Source organism: Streptococcus vestibularis ATCC 49124 (assembly GCF_000188295.1).
GTDB lineage: Bacteria > Bacillota > Bacilli > Lactobacillales > Streptococcaceae > Streptococcus > Streptococcus vestibularis.
Window position 1 is genome coordinate 26,021 of record NZ_GL831113.1, and the last position, 17,618, is coordinate 43,638.

Consider the following 17,618-nt stretch of genomic DNA (forward strand, 5'->3'; position numbering starts at 1 on the left):
TTTTTATGATTCAACTTATTGTCAACGCATTTGTTGAAAAAGAGAAGACGGGGGCAGTCGTCGAAGTTTTGTATGCTAGTAGCGATCACGAAAAAGTGAAAGCTAAGTATGAAGAGTTGGTTGCTCAATATCCTGAAAATTATTTAGCTATCTATGATTTGCCGATGGATACTGATTTGAATAAACTAGATCACTATCCATCAGTGTGGATTGGGAAGGAAGAGTTTGAGTAGGAGACCTTAATGTCGATATTTAATTTTGGAAAACCCAAAGATGAAGCTTTAGAAAATAAAATTCAGAGATTAAATCAAGAGATTGCTATTCAAAAAGCAAAATTGGCAGATTTAAAAGCTCAAATAAAGATAGCAGACGAGATAGTCTCATTAAATACGGAGTTATCTCAGAAGCGGTCAGAATTATTTGCCATTCAGAACGAGATTTCTTTAGCTAATGACACACTTGGATTACAAGAGTTTGGATTCTTTGAGAGACAGTATAAGTTTTCTGATAGCACAAAATATAAGGAAGCTTTGGATAATTTGCGAAAACAGCAGAAAGATTTAGTTAAATCTGGTCAGGCTGGTAGAATTATAGTACCTATGCTTTTAGATAATAATAAAAGCAAGGGGAAGGCAATGCAGAATCAGCTTATTAAAGCGGCTATTCGTGGTTTTAATGGTGAAGCGGATGCCTTGTTAGTAAAAGTTTCTGTTTCGAATGTCGAAAAGAAGATCCAGGCATTGAAGAAAGCATTCCAACAACTGAATAGAATGTATTCACGTAATCAAATTGAAATTACGATACCCTATCTAAATTTAAAAATTGAAGAATTGCTCCTAGCTGCTGAGTTTGAATTACAGAAGCAAGAAGAAAAAGAATTGCTTCGTGAGCAAAGAGCAAAAGAGCGTGAGGACAAAAAACTTCAGGCTGAAATTAAAGCACGTCGAAAGCAATTGGAAAAAGATAGAACCCACTTTAAAAATATGGTTTCTAAGGTTGAGGAACTTTTGAAAAATGCCACTGGTGAAGAGTTTGAAGAACTTCAGAGACAGTTATCTGAGTACCAAGGTAAATTATCTGAATTAGATGAAATCGAAGAAGATATTGATTATCGTGAAGGTCATGCAACAGCCGGCTACGTATATGTCATTTCTAACATTGGTTCTTTTGGTGAAGATGTTTATAAAATTGGAGTTACTCGTCGTTTAGAACCTCTTGAACGCATCAGGGAATTAAGTAGCGCATCAGTACCTTTTCAATTTGATGTCCATGCTTTAATTTTTAGTGAAGAAGCTTTTGCACTAGAGACTGAATTACATAATCAACTTAGTGAGTATAAGGTTAATAAAGTAAATAACCGTAAAGAGTACTTCAAGGTTCCATTTGAAAAAATTAAGGCACTTTTAGATAAACACGAAGAGTTAACTATAGAATTAAATGAGAACGCTGAAGCATTCGAATATAGACAGAGTAAATTAGTGGGTGGTCAATACAAATGAAGCTTTGGCTTATTCTATCGTTAATAATATGTTTTATAGGTTGTGTAATGGGAGTTCTAGGAATGGGAGAACCAAGTGATTGGAAGTCTCAAACAGCAAATAATATTACTACTGATAGAGAAAAGAACAATTATTCTTTAAAACAAAGGATTTATTTTTTCATAGGAGCAATTGTTTGTGTACTACTAATGATGGCTATATTAGTGATATCATTTAAACAAAATATAAATAAAAAGAAAGGAACAAGGGTACTCGTATTCACTAAAACTGAATACGGGCTACGGACTTCCTAATTGTAAACATAGAAAGGAAATGGGCATCTAGTTTGCAGAACTGAACCCGGGCGGAAAGCTCGGAATTTAGATAAACCTCCTAGGACGCAAGCGTCCGTCGTTGGTTTCCTAAAATTCAGTCGCTTTCTAGTCGCCCTTGGTATCTTAAACATGATCGAACGTTACTCTCGCCCAGAAATGGCGAACATTTGGACTGAAGAAAATAAATACCGTGCTTGGCTTGAGGTGGAAATCTTGGCTGACGAAGCATGGGCTGAATTGGGAGAAATCCCTAAGGAAGATGTGGCTTTGATTCGTGAAAAAGCGGACTTTGACATCGACCGTATTCTTGAAATCGAGCAGCAAACTCGTCACGATGTGGTTGCCTTCACACGTGCGGTTTCTGAAACGCTTGGTGAAGAGCGTAAGTGGGTTCACTATGGTTTGACTTCTACTGACGTGGTAGATACTGCCTATGGTTATCTCTACAAACAAGCCAACGATATCATCCGCAAGGACCTTGAAAACTTCCTTAATATCATCGCTGACAAAGCGAAAGAACACAAGTTCACCATCATGATGGGTCGTACCCACGGTGTGCACGCTGAGCCAACAACTTTTGGTCTTAAATTGGCAACTTGGTACAGCGAAATGAAGCGCAATATCGAGCGTTTCGAGCATGCAGCTGCTGGTGTGGAAGCTGGTAAGATTTCTGGTGCGGTTGGTAACTTTGCCAACATCCCACCATTCGTTGAAAAATACGTCTGCGACAAGCTTGGTATCCGTGCTCAAGAAATCTCTACACAGGTACTTCCTCGTGACCTTCATGCTGAGTACTTTGCAGTTCTTGCTAGCATCGCAACTTCTATCGAGCGTATGGCGACTGAGATCCGTGGTCTTCAAAAATCAGAACAACGTGAAGTGGAAGAGTTCTTTGCCAAAGGACAAAAAGGGTCTTCAGCAATGCCTCACAAACGTAACCCTATCGGTTCTGAAAACATGACAGGTCTTGCACGTGTTATCCGTGGTCACATGGTAACAGCTTATGAAAATGTGTCACTCTGGCATGAACGTGATATCTCTCACTCATCAGCTGAGCGTATCATCACACCAGATACAACCATCTTGATTGACTACATGCTCAACCGTTTCGGAAACATCGTTAAGAACTTGACAGTCTTCCCAGAAAACATGATCCGCAACATGAACTCTACATTTGGTTTGATCTTCAGCCAACGTGCGATGCTTACTTTGATTGAAAAAGGTATGACACGTGAGCAAGCTTACGACCTTGTTCAACCAAAGACTGCTCAATCATGGGATAACCAAGTAGACTTCAAACCACTTCTTGAGTCAGATCCAGAGGTAACTTCTCGCCTCACCCAAGAAGAGATCGACGAGATTTTCAACCCTGTTTACTACACTAAACGTGTGGATGAGATCTTCGAACGCATCGGTTTGGGTGACTAATTGAAGCAATACAGTAAAAAAGCAGGTTAGACCTGCTTTTTTTGATGGTGACATTTATGTCACCAGTTTTGTGCTCTTTTCAGACTTATAATAGAGTCATCGCTAGAAAACTGTCAGGAAGGAGAAGTTAGTAATCTTAAAAGGACGATTTAACTGTTTACCGGAACTTAGTCTCTTAATAGTAAGCATTGCTTATAATATCATCCGCATCATGAATGATCTTGGAAGTATCAAAGCCCCCTCTTGGTTTTTAGATATGGATATTCCTAATGGTTCCTTATTATTACTTATTTTGCTTATTATTTTAAAAAGTGATGCAAGATAATAATTTCTTAAGTTACCTTTAAGCTTATTAAGATATATTATAACCATCCTAATAAAGCAGCTAGCTTTTGTGAGCTAGAGGTAAACATAATTTTTTCATAACAAATCTCCCCGAAGAAAGTCTAGAAATCTAGGCTTTTTTCTTCTTTTTTGAGGTTTTATTAGGATATTTTAAGAAAATACTTGAAAACCCTTCCAAAACAAGGTGATATAGTTATATAAAGATTCTATTGGACAAGCGGTCACCTTGGAGGATTAGGAAGAAGAGGTTGGGAAGCCTGTACAATCGTATCTTTTCAGTGGTCTTTGGACTGCTGTGAAAATCCCTTTGGGGATTTTTTTGCTGCGATTTAAGGTTTCTTTAAGGTAGGGAGGTTATACTATAAGTCTCCTAAATAACTTTTACTGAACGCTGTTCAGTAAGTCTCGTTGGCTTGCACTTTTTGTAGAACAACGAACTTTTCTTTTTCATAATCTCCAAAAGAGCTCAATATGATGTGTTGGGTTCTTTTTTTGGTCACTAAAAAAACGCCCTTAGACGTTTTAAATATGGCTTACATCTCGTCTGGAGCTTCAACACCGAGAAGGCGAAGGGCTTCTTTGAGGACTGTTGCTGTTGCGTAGCAAAGAGCTAAACGGCTGTCACGTTCTGGGCTTTCGTCCAAGATACGTGTGTGCGCATAGTATTTGTTGAAGGCTTGGGCCAAGCTGATAGCAAATTTAGCAACGATAGATGGTTCAAAGTTGTCTGAAGCACGGTTGATGATACGTGGGAAGTCTTGGATGAGTTTGATGATTTCCCAGCTTTCAACGTCGTTTAGGCTGTATGTAGCATCTTCAGATGGCGTGAAGTCGGCCTTACGCAAGATAGATTGGATGCGAGCGTGTGCATATTGAACGTAAGGTCCAGTTTCTCCCTCGAAGGATACCATAGCATCAAGGTCGAAGTCGTAACCATTCATACGGTCTGTCTTAAGGTCGTAGAACTTGATAGCTCCGACACCAACAGCATGAGCAACAGCTTCCTTGTTAGGCAAGTTTGGATTCTTAGCTTCGATTTGAGCTTGAGCACGGTTAACAGCTTCAGCGATAGTTGGCTCAAGTAAGATAACGTTACCCTTACGAGTTGACAATTTCTTACCGTTCTTAGTTACTAGACCAAAGGCAACGTGAGTCATGTCGTCAGACCAGTCGTAGCCCATTTCTTTAAGGACAGCTTTCAACTGTTTGAAGTGAGCAGATTGTTCATTACCAACCACATAGATGGCTTTGGCAAAGTCGTAAGTACGTTTACGGTAGAGGGCAGCAGCCAAGTCACGTGTGATGTAGAGTGTTGCACCATCTGATTTTTTGATGAGGGCTGGGTGTTCGATACCGTATTTTTCAAGGTTAACCACTTGGGCACCTTGAGATTCTTGGAGAAGTCCTTTTTCTGTCAAGATGTCAACGACTTCATCCATCTTATCATTGTAGAAAGCTTCACCGTTGTAGCTATCAAATGAAACATCAAGTTCATCATAGAGACGGTTGAATTCTACTAAGCTTTCGTCACGGAACCATTGCCAGAGGGCAGTTGCTTCCTCGTCACCAGCTTCCAATTTACGGAACCATTCACGAGCTTCTTCATCTACAGATGGGTCTTTTTCAGCTTCGGCATTGATACGCACATAAAGTTGAAGGAGTTCATTGATAGGGTTGGCTTTGACAGCTTCCTCGCTACCCCATTTCTTATAGGCAACAATCAGCATACCAAACTGTTTACCCCAGTCACCTAAGTGATTGATGCGGACTGGTTTGTAGCCTTGTTTAGCTACGATGTTGGCAAGAGCGTCAGCGATAACTGTTGAACGCAAGTGACCGATAGAGAAAGGTTTAGCGATGTTAGGACTAGACATATCAAAGGCAATGTTACGTCCGTGACCGATGTTTTGGTCAGCGTAGTGGCTGCCTTGAGCGATGACTTGTCCAAGAACGTCCGCCGAGATTTTTGATTTATCAAGGAAGAAGTTGATGTAAGGACCAACAGCTTCAACTTTTTCAAAGTTTGAAGCATCAATTTTTTCAGCGATGTCTGCTGCAATCATTTTAGGGGCCTTGCGCAAGACTTTAGCCAATGAGAAGGCAGGAAAGGCGAGGTCCCCCATGTCAGCATTTTTAGGGGTTTCAAGCAGATTTTGAATGTTTTCTTGCTCCAATTCGGGAACAACTTTGGCAATTTCTGCTGCAATGAGTTCTTTAGTATTCATAGGTACTCCATTTCAAATCTTGTCATTCATACCTATTTTACCATTATTTTAGTTAATAGGGTAGGGACAAGAAAGCATCTATTAGGAAGTATTGCATGAAAAAATACAAAAATTCTGTTATAATATGCAAAGAATATACATAAAAAGAGGAAAGATAATGAAGAGAGATCGTCAAGCTGTTATCAAACAGATGATTTCAAGAGATAAGATTGGGACACAAGAGGAAATTAAGCAACGCCTAGAGGCGGAAGGTATCACGGTTACTCAGGCTACCTTGTCACGTGACTTGCGTGAAATTGGCCTCTTGAAGCTTCGTGATGAAGAAGGCAGACTCTATTATAGTTTGTCTGAGCACGTGCTTCCAAGTTTGGATCCTACGGCTAAGGACTATGTCAAATCAGTTTCCCGTGCCCAGTTTATGCTGGTTCTCCATACAGAATTGGGTGAAGCAGATGTTTTGGCCAACCTAATTGATAGTGATGGAAATCCTGAAATTTTAGGAACCGTTGCTGGTGCAGATACCCTATTGGTAATCTGTAAGGACGCAGTGGTTGCTGAAAGATTGGAAAGCGAGTTTCACTGATGAACACTCTTCATCAGGATTTTCAAAAAGCCAAAGAAGAGTTAATTGACCTCCTCAAACACCATGAGGCGGTTCTTGCTTTTCAAGAGGCTGAGAAAGCTATTGGACAGATCCCTCAGATTAGTGATCTAGCTGGACAGATGAAGTCCTATCAACAAGAAGCGGTGCTTTTTCAAAAAATTGAGAAACAACGTGCCTATGAGGAGGCTGGTGAGCAGGCAGATTTGATTCAGAATGAGTTGGAAAATTTGCCCATTGTTCAGGATTACCGTCAAAAGATGCAGGATGCCAGTGACTTGATCCAATATGTGACCAAGTCTATCGAAGAAAGGATTAACGAGGAGTTAAGACATGGCTAAGGAAAAAATATCTCCAGGAATGCAGCAGTATTTGGATATCAAGGAAAATTATCCAGATGCTTTTTTGCTCTTCCGTATGGGCGATTTTTACGAATTATTTTATGATGATGCCGTTAAGGCTGCCCAGATTTTGGAAATTAGCCTAACCAGTCGTAATAAGAATGCAGATAATCCTATTCCTATGGCTGGTGTTCCTTATCATTCAGCTCAAGCCTATATTGATGTCTTGGTTGAGATGGGCTATAAGGTAGCCATTGCTGAGCAGATGGAGGATCCTAAGCAGGCTGTCGGTGTGGTAAAGCGTGAGGTCGTTCAGGTTATCACACCAGGTACAGTGGTTGACAGCTCTAAACCTGATAATGCCAATAATTTCTTGGTAGCCATTGACAAGGTTGGAAGTCGATTCGGCCTGGCCTATATGGATGTGTCAACGGGTGAATTTTTTGCGACAGAGTTGGATGATTTCAGTTCAGTTTGTAGTGAAATTCAGAATCTTAAGACACGTGAAGTAGTGGTTGGTTATGATTTACCTGAAGCTGACGAACAAGTTTTGGTGAAGCAACTCAACCTGCTTCTCTCCAAGGAAACAGAGGTTTACGATGATGTCCACTTGATTGACACTAGTTTGACAGATTTGGAAAGCAGTGTGGCGGGTAAACTTCTCCAGTATGTTCATCGTACTCAGATGCGAGAGCTCAGTCATTTACAAAAGGCTCAGCACTATGAGATTAAAGATTACTTGCAGATGTCCTATGCGACCAAGTCAAGTTTGGATTTACTGGAAAATGCTAGAACGGGCAAGAAACACGGATCTCTTTTCTGGCTCTTGGATGAAACCAAGACAGCTATGGGAATGCGTCTCTTGCGAACTTGGATTGATCGTCCTTTAGTGAATCAAGCCACTATCACTGAGCGTCAGAATATCATCCAAGTTTTCTTGGACAATTTCTTTGAGCGTAGTGACTTGACCGAGAGTCTAAAAGGGGTTTACGATATTGAGCGCTTGGCTAGTCGTGTTTCCTTCGGAAAGGCTAACCCTAAAGATTTGATTCAACTAGGTCATACTTTGGCTCAAGTACCGGTGATTAAGGCGATTTTGGAGTCTTTTAATGAAGATGCCTTGTCACGTCTTTTACAAGAGTTAGATGCTCTGCCAGAATTAGAGAGTTTGATTCGGTCGGCTATTGATCCAGATGCTCCTGCAACCATTACAGAAGGTGGCATTATCCGTGCTGGTTTTGATGAGACCTTGGACAAGTATCGCAAGGTGATGAGTGAGGGAACATCATGGATCGCGGATATCGAAGCTAAAGAACGTGAAGCATCTGGTATTACAACACTAAAAATTGATTATAACCGTAAAGATGGCTATTATTTCCATGTGACCAACTCTAACCTTAGCTTGGTTCCTGACCATTTCTTCCGTAAGGCAACCCTGAAAAATTCGGAGCGCTTTGGAACCGCTGAGTTGGCTAAGATTGAAGGTGAGATGCTTGAGGCGCGTGAAAAATCATCAACCCTAGAGTATGATATTTTCATGCGTGTCCGTGAGCAGGTTGAATGCTATATCGACCGTTTGCAGTCTTTGGCTAAGGCCATTGCGACAGTCGATGTGCTCCAGAGTTTGGCTGTTATAGCGGAGACTAATCATTATGTTCGCCCTGTGTTCAATGAGGAGCATCGTATCGTTATTGATCAAGGGCGTCATGCGGTGGTTGAGAAGGTTATGGGTGTTCAGGAATACATTCCAAACACCATTACCTTTGACAGTCAGACCAATGTTCAGCTCATCACGGGACCAAATATGAGTGGTAAATCCACCTATATGCGTCAGTTGGCTTTGTCAGTTGTTATGGCTCAGATGGGCTCTTATGTGCCAGCAGATAGCATTGATTTACCGATTTTTGATGCCATCTATACACGTATTGGTGCTGCAGATGACCTGATTTCAGGTCAGTCTACCTTTATGGTTGAGATGATGGAGGCTAATCAGGCTATTAAGCGGGGGACACCTAATTCCTTGATTATTTTTGATGAGTTGGGGCGTGGGACGGCCACTTATGATGGTATGGCTTTGGCCCAGTCTATTATTGAGTTTATTCATGACAAGGTCGGGGCTAAGACCATGTTTGCCACCCATTATCATGAGTTGACAGCCCTATCAAACAGTTTGCCACACCTTGTCAACGTCCATGTTGCGACACTTGAAAAGGACGGAGAGGTGACTTTCCTTCACAAGATTGTCGATGGCCCAGCCGATAAATCTTATGGTATTCATGTAGCTAAGATAGCAGGTTTACCAGCAGATTTACTGGAACGTGCTGGCACCATTTTGACACAACTAGAGGGCGAGACAGTTACCATCCAACCCCAGGAAAAGGTATCGCCTCAAGAGAAGCCTGCCACTGAAACACATATCAACGAGCAAATCTCTCTCTTTGATGATTTCACTGAAAATCCAGTTCTTCAAGAGTTACGTGATTTGGACATTTACAATATGACACCGATGCAGGTCATGATGGCTGTAGCAGATTTAAAACAGAAACTATAAAAGAAGCTTGTCGATTGACAGGCTTCTTGTCTTCTATAGGTGTTTCAATTCTTGGTTGAGTTGTTCAATATCCTTTTTCATTTTCCAATAAGAGAAGGCCCAAACGAGGAGATAGATAAGGCTGAATTCAATGACTAGCTCCAAGTAGAAAGTTAAACGTAGAGGGAACCATCCGCTGAGGGTAGCTAGTGGAATGAAACCTAGACAGGTCAAGGCGTAGTGAGTGAGGGTTGCACGAAGTAAACTCCACTCAGCCTTACGGAAAATATAACTAGCGACTTCAAAGAGGCTACCGATAGCAAACCAAGTGGTGAGGCAATAGGCTAAGATAATAGATCCATGGATCTGATGAGAGGTCATCCATTGTCCAATGCCTGAATGGGGATTCAGAGGCATGTAGCTTGGTGCCCAGATAAGAGACATAATCATGGATACGGCAAGTCCGATAAGGATGCCCTTTGTGCCTGATTTAAAAAGTTGCTTTTTCATTGTAATTTCTCCTTTATTGCTTTGAGGTAACGGCGTGATGAGTAGGTAGTTTCCTTGTTTTTAAGGTGAATTTCAACGAGGCCGTTAGGGGTAATGTTGAAGCGTTCAATTTCTTTGAGGTTGACAATCTCTGATTGTGAAATTTTGATAAAGTAAGATGGCAGTTTTTCTAAAACTTGATAGAGACGTAAGCCTAAGGGGTACTCTCCTTGAATAGTTTCAGCTAGAACTTGTCGATTTTCGATGTAAATTCTGGAAATAGCTTTGGGTTCGATAAGATAAGTTTCTCCATCTTTTTTTCCTTTGAGTCGGTGGTTGTTATCCAAAGATTCGACAAACTCGACGACTTGCTGAATCTTAGGCGTTCGACTAGGAGCCTGAATCTGCAACGTTTCTTCTTGAAATACCGAGTCAATCTGAACTTTTATTTTCATAACTATCCTTTCTTATTGGTAATTGAGGAGGTCTCCTCTCTTTCACACTTTTATTAAACACTATTTACTCGTTCACAGCAATAGCGCTTGTCTATGTGGTCCTATATGCTGTCTAAGTGGTTGAAAATATTTTCGAAAACCCCTATACTTAATGAAAACGTACTGACGAGGTAATCACATGAAATCTATAATGAAATGGCTAGCAGGAATTTTTCTTGCCTGCAGTCTGATTTTGAGCTTTTTTACACCTTTTGAAAAGGCGCTGACACTGAACTTACTCTTGCTTTATTTCTTTGTTAAGCAGTTTATGGATTTGACAAGCTCACCCAAAACCTACCAATGGATTTTCCAAATCGTCTACCTCTTGATTTTTTCTGGGCTCATTTGGTTCAACTTTCGTCATGGGGATATGATTATTATAGCCACAGCCTTATCTTGGCTAACAGTTGTGTGTGAGTTATGGCTTTATAGGAAGCATCAGTAACAGTTAGAAACAGTGATCTCTCAACCTTTTAGAAGGGAAAATAATAATTATGACAAAAATCATCGAATTGCCTGAGGTGTTAGCCAACCAGATTGCTGCTGGTGAGGTCGTAGAGCGCCCAGCCAGTGTTGTCAAAGAGTTGGTGGAAAATGCTATTGATGCCGGTAGCACTCAGATTACCATTGAAGTTGAAGAATCAGGTCTCTCAAAAATTCAAATCACAGACAATGGCGAAGGAATGGCTCAAGCTGATGTGGCCATGAGTTTGCGCCGTCATGCAACAAGTAAAATCAAAAATCAAGGAGATCTCTTTCGTATTCGGACCCTTGGTTTTCGAGGTGAGGCTCTGCCCTCTATAGCTTCTATCAGTCATCTAACTATTGTGACAGCAGCGGATGGAGAAGCCTATGGGACTAAACTGGTTGCTAAAGCTGGAGAAATTGAGAGTCAGGATCCTATTTCAACACCAGTTGGAACAAAGATTACCGTTGAAAATCTATTTTATAACACCCCAGCTCGTCTCAAGTATATGAAGAGTTTACAGGCTGAGTTGGCTCATATTGTTGATGTTGTCAATCGTCTGAGTCTAGCTCATCCCGAGGTTGCCTTTACCTTGCTTAATGATGGTCGTCAGTTGACACAGACATCAGGTACTGGAGACCTCCGTCAAGCTATTGCTGGTATTTATGGTTTGACAACGGCTAAAAAAATGGTGGAGATTTCAAATTCTGACCTTGATTTTGAAGTTTCTGGATATGTTAGTCTCCCTGAGTTAACCCGTGCGAATCGTAACTACATCACGATTCTCATTAATGGACGCTATATAAAAAACTTCCTGCTTAACCGTGCCATTTTTGATGGTTATGGTTCTAAACTCATGGTAGGACGCTTCCCTATTGCAGTTATTGATATTCAGATTGATCCCTACTTGGCCGATGTCAATGTTCACCCAACCAAGCAGGAAGTACGTATCTCTAAAGAAAAAGAGCTCATGGCCCTTATCAGCTCTGCCATTGCTCAAAGCCTTAGAGAGCAGGATTTGATCCCTGATGCCCTTGAAAATTTGGCCAAGTCTAGTACCAGAGGTGCAGCTAAATCAGTTCAAACCAGTCTTCCACTCAAACAGACCAATCTTTACTATGATAGCAGTCGTAATGATTTTTTTGTCAAACCAGAGACAGTTCAAGAGGATATCAAACCTCTTGTATCAGAGTCTTCAGTTTCATCAGTAAAAAACAAACCGCAACCTTCTGTTAAACAGGCACAACGTTCAGTAGATGAAAGTGATAGTGAACACGAAAAACTTGACTATAAAAACAAGTCGAAACTGAAGCGCATGCTTGAAAATCTGACCAATGAGGAAACATCAACCTTTCCTGAATTGGAGTTCTTTGGTCAAATGCATGGAACCTACCTCTTTGCCCAAGGACAAGGTGGCCTTTATATCATTGACCAGCATGCTGCCCAAGAACGTGTCAAGTATGAGTACTATCGCGAAAAGATTGGTGAGGTTGACAGCAGTTTACAACAGCTTTTGGTTCCCTATCTCTTTGAATTTTCAGGTTCAGATTACATTAGTTTACAAGAAAAAATGTCTCTTCTGAATCAGGTTGGTATCTATTTAGAGCCTTATGGGAATAATACCTTCATTCTTCGTGAACATCCTATCTGGATGAAGGAAGAAGAGATTGAATCAGCAGTCTATGAAATGTGTGACATGCTTCTTTTGACGAATGAAGTGTCTGTTAAGACCTACCGTGCTGAGTTGGCCATCATGATGAGTTGTAAACGTTCAATCAAGGCCAATCATGCTCTTGATGATTACTCTGCGCGTGACCTCCTAGTACAGCTTGCACAGTGTAAAAATCCCTATAATTGCCCTCACGGACGTCCTGTACTTGTCAACTTTACAAAGTCTGATATGGAAAAAATGTTCCGTCGAATTCAAGAAAATCATACCAGTCTACGTGACCTAGGGAAGTATTAAAACTTTTTTTCGTCTTACTTTACGAATAGGAATGTTAGATTTATAATAGTGATGAAGACAAGGAATCTTCTAATGTTTTAGCGGATCATTGTAGGATGATTGCCTGATTTTTAAGTTAGGAGGTAGAGTGATGAGACACCTAACAAAAACTAATAAACACTTTTTACTTGTAGGCTTAACATTTTTAGCGACTAGCTTGATTTTCTATATTTTGGCCTGGTTAGGTCAACCAAGTTTGGAGAATACTCTCGTAAATGTTTCTAGCATTGCCTTTACTTTAGGCGTTGTAACATATATTCTATTAGGCCTAAAGATGATTACAGATACTTTAAAGACGAGTAGTCATCCTTAAAATAGAGCAGACAGAATCCACTTTCGAGTGGATTTTTTGTTACAATAGTACAGCAGTGTTTGAGATGACAAATAAACATTCAAGACAATTATCTTACAAGTATAAAATGATAAAGCAACCCATTGAAGAAATGAACGAGAAAGGAAATCACACGCTATGTATGATTACATCAAGGGAACTCTAGTGAAAATTACCGCCAAGTATATTGTTATAGAAGCAAACGGCTTAGGTTATATTATCACTGTAGCGAATCCATATAGTTTTTCTGACCAACTGAATCAGACTATCCAAGTCTACCTTCATCAGGTTATTAGAGATGATGCTCATCTTCTTTTTGGTTTCCATACTGAAGATGAAAAAGAGGTCTTCCTTAAGCTTATTTCAGTTTCTGGAATAGGTCCGACGACTGCTCTAGCTATTGTTGCTGTAGATGATAATCAAGGCCTGGTTGCTGCCGTTGATAATAGTGACATCAAGTACTTGATGAAGTTTCCAAAGATTGGTAAAAAGACAGCTCAACAAATGGTTCTGGATTTGGCAGGGAAATTTGCAGAGTTACCAACAGAAACGACCAAGACGACACCAAGTCAACCTGAAGGGAATCATCAGTTGGATGAGGCTATGGAAGCCTTGCTTGCTCTTGGTTATAAAGCCGCAGAACTTAAGAAAATCAAGGTCTTCTTCGAAGGTACTAATGAAACGGCAGAGCAATACATTAAATCAGCTCTTAAAATGTTGATGAAATGAGGTAAGTAATGGTCAATCGTTGTCGTTGGGTTCCAACAAACAATAAATTATATTGTGATTATCATGACAAGGAGTGGGGAAAGCCTATTGGTGACGACCAAAAACTTTTTGAGCTGCTTTGCTTAGAAAGTTATCAGTCAGGCCTTTCTTGGTTAACTGTTTTAAATAAACGCCAGGCCTTTAATCGTGTTTTTCATGACTATGATATTGAGCGTGTTGCCCGGTTTAGTCTAAGTGAACTTGAAGATGCGCTTCAAAATCCAGACATCATTAGGCACAAACTTAAGCTAGAAGCAACCGTAAATAATGCCAAACAAGTACTAAAACTCCAAGATGAATTTGGCTCTCTGTCCCATTATTTTTGGCATTACTTTGACGGAAAGCCCTTGATAAATAATGTTCCCACATATAAGGATGTCCCATCATCAACTGATTTATCCCAACAGATTGCCAGAAATCTAAAAAAGAGAGGGTTCAAATTTTTAGGACCGACTACTATATATTCCTTTTTACAAGCCGCAGGATTTGTGAATGATCATGAAAATAACTGTGATTTCAAAGAAATGAGTAGATTTGATTGACAAGACGAGAAAAACGTGTTAGTTTATAAACAAACATGTTATTGAGATTATTTTACGAATAGTAATATAGGTGAACCAATGAAAGCTGAATTGATTGCAGTAGGAACTGAAATCCTAACCGGGCAAATCACCAATACCAATGCCCAATTTTTATCTGAGAAACTAGCTGAACTAGGAATTGACGTGTATTTTCACACAGCAGTAGGAGACAATGAAAACCGCCTACTTTCAGTTCTTGATCAGGCTAGTCAACGTAGCGATTTAGTCATACTTTGTGGTGGACTTGGCCCTACTGAGGACGACTTAACCAAGCAAACACTGGCTAAATTTTTAGGAAAAGAACTTGTTTTTGATGAGGAGGCTAGTAAAAAACTGGATAGTTTCTTTGCTACTCGTCCTAAACACACACGAACACCTAATAATGAACGCCAAGCGCAAATTGTTGAGGGATCCGTACCCTTGCAAAATCTCACAGGTCTAGCAGTTGGGGGGATTATTACTGCTCAAGGGGTGACCTATGTCGTTTTGCCTGGTCCACCAAGTGAACTCAAACCTATGGTGAACCAAGAGCTTATTCCAGCTCTTACAGAGAATCATACTACTCTTTATTCTAGAGTCCTAAGGTTTTTTGGTGTTGGAGAAAGTCAATTGGTGACTATTCTTAAAGATCTCATTGTTAACCAAACGGACCCAACCATTGCGCCCTATGCTAAAGTGGGAGAAGTGACCCTTCGCTTATCAACAAAGGCATCGTCGCAAGAAGAAGCGGATCGAAAACTAGATGTTTTAGAAGAACAAATTCGTTCTACTAAAACTCTAGATGGAAAAAGCTTGTCTGACCTCATATATGGATATGGAGAATCAAACAGCTTAGCTTATGAAGTGTTCTATTTGCTTAAGAAATATGGCAAAACTATTACTGCAGCTGAAAGTTTAACAGCTGGCTTATTTCAAGCTAGTGTTGCTGATTTTTCTGGAGCTTCACAAGTATTCAAGGGTGGTTTTGTTACCTATAGCATTGAAGAAAAAGCTAAAATGTTGGATATTCCCTTATCTAAATTAGAAGAGAATGGTGTTGTTAGTCATTTTACAGCAGAAAAAATGGCTGAGGGTGCCCGAGCTAAGACAGATAGTGATTACGGAATTGCGCTTACTGGAGTGGCAGGACCAGATACATTGGAAGGGCATCAAGTAGGTACAGTCTTTATTGGTATTGCCGATAGAAACCAAGTGCGGTCAATTAAGGTTGTTATAGGTGAAAGGAGTCGATCTGATGTCAGATATATCAGTACACTCTATGCCTTTAACCTAGTTCGCCAAGCTTTATTACAAGAAGACAACTTGATTTAAGTTTGTTATTTATCATAGGAAGAAGAGGAAATTAAGTGGCTAAGAAAACAAAGAAAACAGAAGAAATCACAAAGAAGTTCGGTGATGAGCGTCGCAAAGCACTCGACGATGCATTAAAAAATATTGAAAAAGATTTTGGTAAGGGTGCAGTTATGCGTCTTGGTGAGCGTGCAGAGCAAAAAGTTCAGGTTATGAGCTCAGGCTCGCTAGCTTTGGATATTGCTCTTGGTGCGGGTGGTTATCCTAAAGGTCGTATTATTGAAATTTACGGACCGGAATCATCAGGTAAAACAACCGTTGCTCTTCATGCAGTTGCTCAGACTCAAAAAGAAGGTGGCATCGCAGCTTTTATCGATGCCGAGCATGCTCTTGACCCTGCTTATGCAGCAGCTCTAGGTGTTAATATCGATGAGCTTCTTTTGTCACAACCTGATTCTGGTGAGCAAGGTCTGGAAATTGCAGGTAAGCTGATTGACTCTGGTGCAGTGGATTTGGTTGTTGTTGACTCAGTTGCGGCCTTGGTACCACGTGCAGAAATTGATGGAGATATTGGTGACAGTCATGTAGGACTTCAAGCACGTATGATGAGTCAAGCCATGCGTAAACTTTCTGCATCTATTAATAAAACAAAAACGATCGCCATCTTTATTAACCAGTTGCGTGAAAAAGTTGGCATCATGTTTGGTAACCCAGAGACTACCCCAGGTGGACGTGCTTTAAAATTCTATGCATCAGTACGCCTTGATGTACGTGGTAATACACAAATTAAAGGAACCGGTGACAAAAAGGACCAAAATGTAGGTAAGGAAACCAAGATTAAGGTTGTTAAAAACAAAGTTGCTCCACCATTTAAAGAAGCTTTTGTTGAAATTATGTACGGCGAAGGAATTTCACAAACTGGTGAACTTGTAAAAATTGCAAGTGATTTAGGTATTATTCAAAAAGCCGGGGCTTGGTTCTCATATAATGGGGAGAAAATTGGTCAAGGATCTGAAAATGCTAAGAAATATTTAGCAGATCACCCAGAGATTTTTGAAGAAATCGATCATAAAGTACGCGTACACTACGGTTTGATTGAGACAGATGAAGACGATGTTCTTGAAGGTACACAAGTTGAAGACACGGCTGATGATCTCGTTCTAGATCTTGATTCAACCATTGAAATTGAAGAATAAGTGTTAAAGAGCCCAAAAGGTTCTTTTCTTTTTGCTTTGAATTAAGAAGGAAACAAGAGCAATACAAGTTGAAAAAGCGGATACACCCCAGATTCAAAATAGGTCGCTAGACCGATTTAATAAATCAAAGACGGTGATAAGATAATAGTATCATGTGACAGAAAGAGAGAATTAACATGATTAAGATTTATACAATTTCAAGTTGTACAAGTTGTAAAAAAGCAAAAACATGGTTGAACAACCATCAACTTCCTTATAAAGAACAAAATCTTGGTAAAGAACCACTTACAAAAGAAGAAATCCTTACTATCCTTTCAAAGACAGAGAATGGTGTTGAGAGCATCGTTTCATCAAAAAATCGCTATGCTAAAGCTTTAAATTGTGATATTGATGAGCTTAGCGTCAGTGAAGTAATTGATTTGATTCAAGACAATCCTAGAATTTTGAAGAGTCCAATCTTGATTGATGATAAGAGATTGCAAGTGGGTTATAAAGAAGATGATATTCGTGCTTTCTTACCACGTTCAATTCGTAATGTCGAAAATTCACAAGCACGCATGCGTGCAGCACTATAAAATTCTAAAAGAAGGTCACTAGTATCTTCTTTTTGTTTTTCAAAAAGAAGAATTTGTTGACTTTATTTATTAAACTTGATAAACTAATAAAGTCCTAAACAACTTGTTCAGTAATAAAAAAGGTAAAAAACTTTAAAAAA

The 17,618-nt window shown here is 39.9% G+C and carries 18 protein-coding genes; 15 read left to right on the plus strand and 3 right to left on the minus strand.

Annotated features, from left to right (window positions below):
• The first annotated feature begins 5 nt into the window (after positions 1-5).
• From HMPREF9425_RS08530 to purB, 4 genes are all read left to right on the plus strand, one after another.
• On the plus strand, positions 6-233 hold the full coding sequence (locus HMPREF9425_RS08530; RefSeq protein WP_003098272.1) for a hypothetical protein: 228 nt from the start codon (positions 6-8) through the stop codon (positions 231-233).
• Between the two features lie 9 nt (positions 234-242).
• Positions 243-1,499, plus strand: coding sequence for an SNIPE associated domain-containing protein (locus HMPREF9425_RS08535; protein ID WP_003098275.1), 1,257 nt, complete (start codon positions 243-245; stop codon positions 1,497-1,499).
• 62 nt (positions 1,500-1,561) lie between these two features.
• The gene (locus tag HMPREF9425_RS10115; RefSeq protein ID WP_179944339.1) at positions 1,562-1,792 is read left to right on the plus strand and encodes a hypothetical protein; all 231 of its coding nucleotides are present in this window, start codon (positions 1,562-1,564) and stop codon (positions 1,790-1,792) included.
• 150 nt (positions 1,793-1,942) lie between these two features.
• Entirely contained in the window at positions 1,943-3,241 is a 1,299-nt protein-coding gene (gene purB, locus HMPREF9425_RS08545) for an adenylosuccinate lyase (protein WP_003098279.1), read from the plus strand.
• An 878-nt stretch (positions 3,242-4,119) separates the two neighbouring features.
• Here purB and argS read toward each other — a convergent pair.
• On the minus strand, positions 4,120-5,811 hold the full coding sequence (argS, locus tag HMPREF9425_RS08550) for an arginine--tRNA ligase (RefSeq protein WP_003094944.1): 1,692 nt from the start codon (positions 5,809-5,811) through the stop codon (positions 4,120-4,122).
• 154 nt (positions 5,812-5,965) lie between these two features.
• Here argS and argR point away from each other — a divergent pair, with 154 nt between their 5' ends.
• The 3 genes from argR to mutS are packed head-to-tail and all read left to right on the plus strand — an operon-like array spanning position 5,966 to position 9,304.
• On the plus strand, positions 5,966-6,394 hold the full coding sequence (gene argR, locus HMPREF9425_RS08555; protein WP_172798558.1) for an arginine repressor: 429 nt from the start codon (positions 5,966-5,968) through the stop codon (positions 6,392-6,394).
• Positions 6,394-6,753, plus strand: coding sequence for a YlbF family regulator (locus HMPREF9425_RS08560; protein WP_003094942.1), 360 nt, complete (start codon positions 6,394-6,396; stop codon positions 6,751-6,753). Before argR ends, HMPREF9425_RS08560 begins: the two co-directional genes overlap by 1 nt.
• Positions 6,754-6,772: 19 nt before the next feature.
• Positions 6,773-9,304 (plus strand): DNA mismatch repair protein MutS, encoded by a 2,532-nt coding sequence (gene mutS, locus HMPREF9425_RS08565; protein WP_391595608.1) that lies wholly within the window; start codon positions 6,773-6,775, stop codon positions 9,302-9,304.
• Positions 9,305-9,337: 33 nt separating this feature from the next.
• On the opposite strand, the gene HMPREF9425_RS08570 is transcribed toward mutS, so the two are convergent.
• Both HMPREF9425_RS08570 and HMPREF9425_RS08575 read right to left on the minus strand, forming a co-directional pair.
• Positions 9,338-9,793, minus strand: coding sequence for a DUF3021 domain-containing protein (locus HMPREF9425_RS08570; protein ID WP_003098284.1), 456 nt, complete (start codon positions 9,791-9,793; stop codon positions 9,338-9,340).
• Entirely contained in the window at positions 9,790-10,227 is a 438-nt protein-coding gene (locus HMPREF9425_RS08575) for a LytTR family DNA-binding domain-containing protein (protein WP_003098287.1), read from the minus strand. The genes HMPREF9425_RS08570 and HMPREF9425_RS08575 overlap by 4 nt, the downstream gene beginning before the upstream one ends.
• 178 nt (positions 10,228-10,405) lie before the next feature.
• Here HMPREF9425_RS08575 and HMPREF9425_RS08580 point away from each other — a divergent pair, with 178 nt between their 5' ends.
• The 8 genes from HMPREF9425_RS08580 to spx all read left to right on the plus strand — a co-directional run bounded on the left by HMPREF9425_RS08580 (position 10,406) and on the right by spx (position 17,478).
• The gene (locus HMPREF9425_RS08580; RefSeq protein WP_003094956.1) at positions 10,406-10,711 is read left to right on the plus strand and encodes a hypothetical protein; all 306 of its coding nucleotides are present in this window, start codon (positions 10,406-10,408) and stop codon (positions 10,709-10,711) included.
• A gap of 49 nt (positions 10,712-10,760) precedes the next feature.
• Positions 10,761-12,698 (plus strand): DNA mismatch repair endonuclease MutL, encoded by a 1,938-nt coding sequence (mutL, locus tag HMPREF9425_RS08585; RefSeq protein WP_003098289.1) that lies wholly within the window; start codon positions 10,761-10,763, stop codon positions 12,696-12,698.
• Positions 12,699-12,828: 130 nt separating this feature from the next.
• On the plus strand, positions 12,829-13,050 hold the full coding sequence (locus HMPREF9425_RS08590; protein WP_002886321.1) for a hypothetical protein: 222 nt from the start codon (positions 12,829-12,831) through the stop codon (positions 13,048-13,050).
• Between the two features lie 156 nt (positions 13,051-13,206).
• Complete coding sequence (gene ruvA / locus HMPREF9425_RS08595) at positions 13,207-13,797, plus strand: Holliday junction branch migration protein RuvA (RefSeq protein ID WP_003098291.1); 591 nt, start codon at positions 13,207-13,209, stop codon at positions 13,795-13,797.
• A gap of 8 nt (positions 13,798-13,805) precedes the next feature.
• Complete coding sequence (locus HMPREF9425_RS08600; RefSeq protein ID WP_003098294.1) at positions 13,806-14,378, plus strand: DNA-3-methyladenine glycosylase I; 573 nt, start codon at positions 13,806-13,808, stop codon at positions 14,376-14,378.
• Positions 14,379-14,456: 78 nt separating this feature from the next.
• Positions 14,457-15,728, plus strand: a complete 1,272-nt coding sequence (locus HMPREF9425_RS08605) for a competence/damage-inducible protein A (RefSeq protein ID WP_003098296.1) — start codon at positions 14,457-14,459, stop codon at positions 15,726-15,728.
• 35 nt (positions 15,729-15,763) lie between these two features.
• Entirely contained in the window at positions 15,764-16,903 is a 1,140-nt protein-coding gene (recA, locus tag HMPREF9425_RS08610) for a recombinase RecA (RefSeq protein ID WP_003098297.1), read from the plus strand.
• A gap of 176 nt (positions 16,904-17,079) precedes the next feature.
• The gene (gene spx, locus HMPREF9425_RS08615) at positions 17,080-17,478 is read left to right on the plus strand and encodes a transcriptional regulator Spx (protein WP_003094927.1); all 399 of its coding nucleotides are present in this window, start codon (positions 17,080-17,082) and stop codon (positions 17,476-17,478) included.
• The last annotated feature ends 140 nt before the right edge of the window (positions 17,479-17,618 follow it).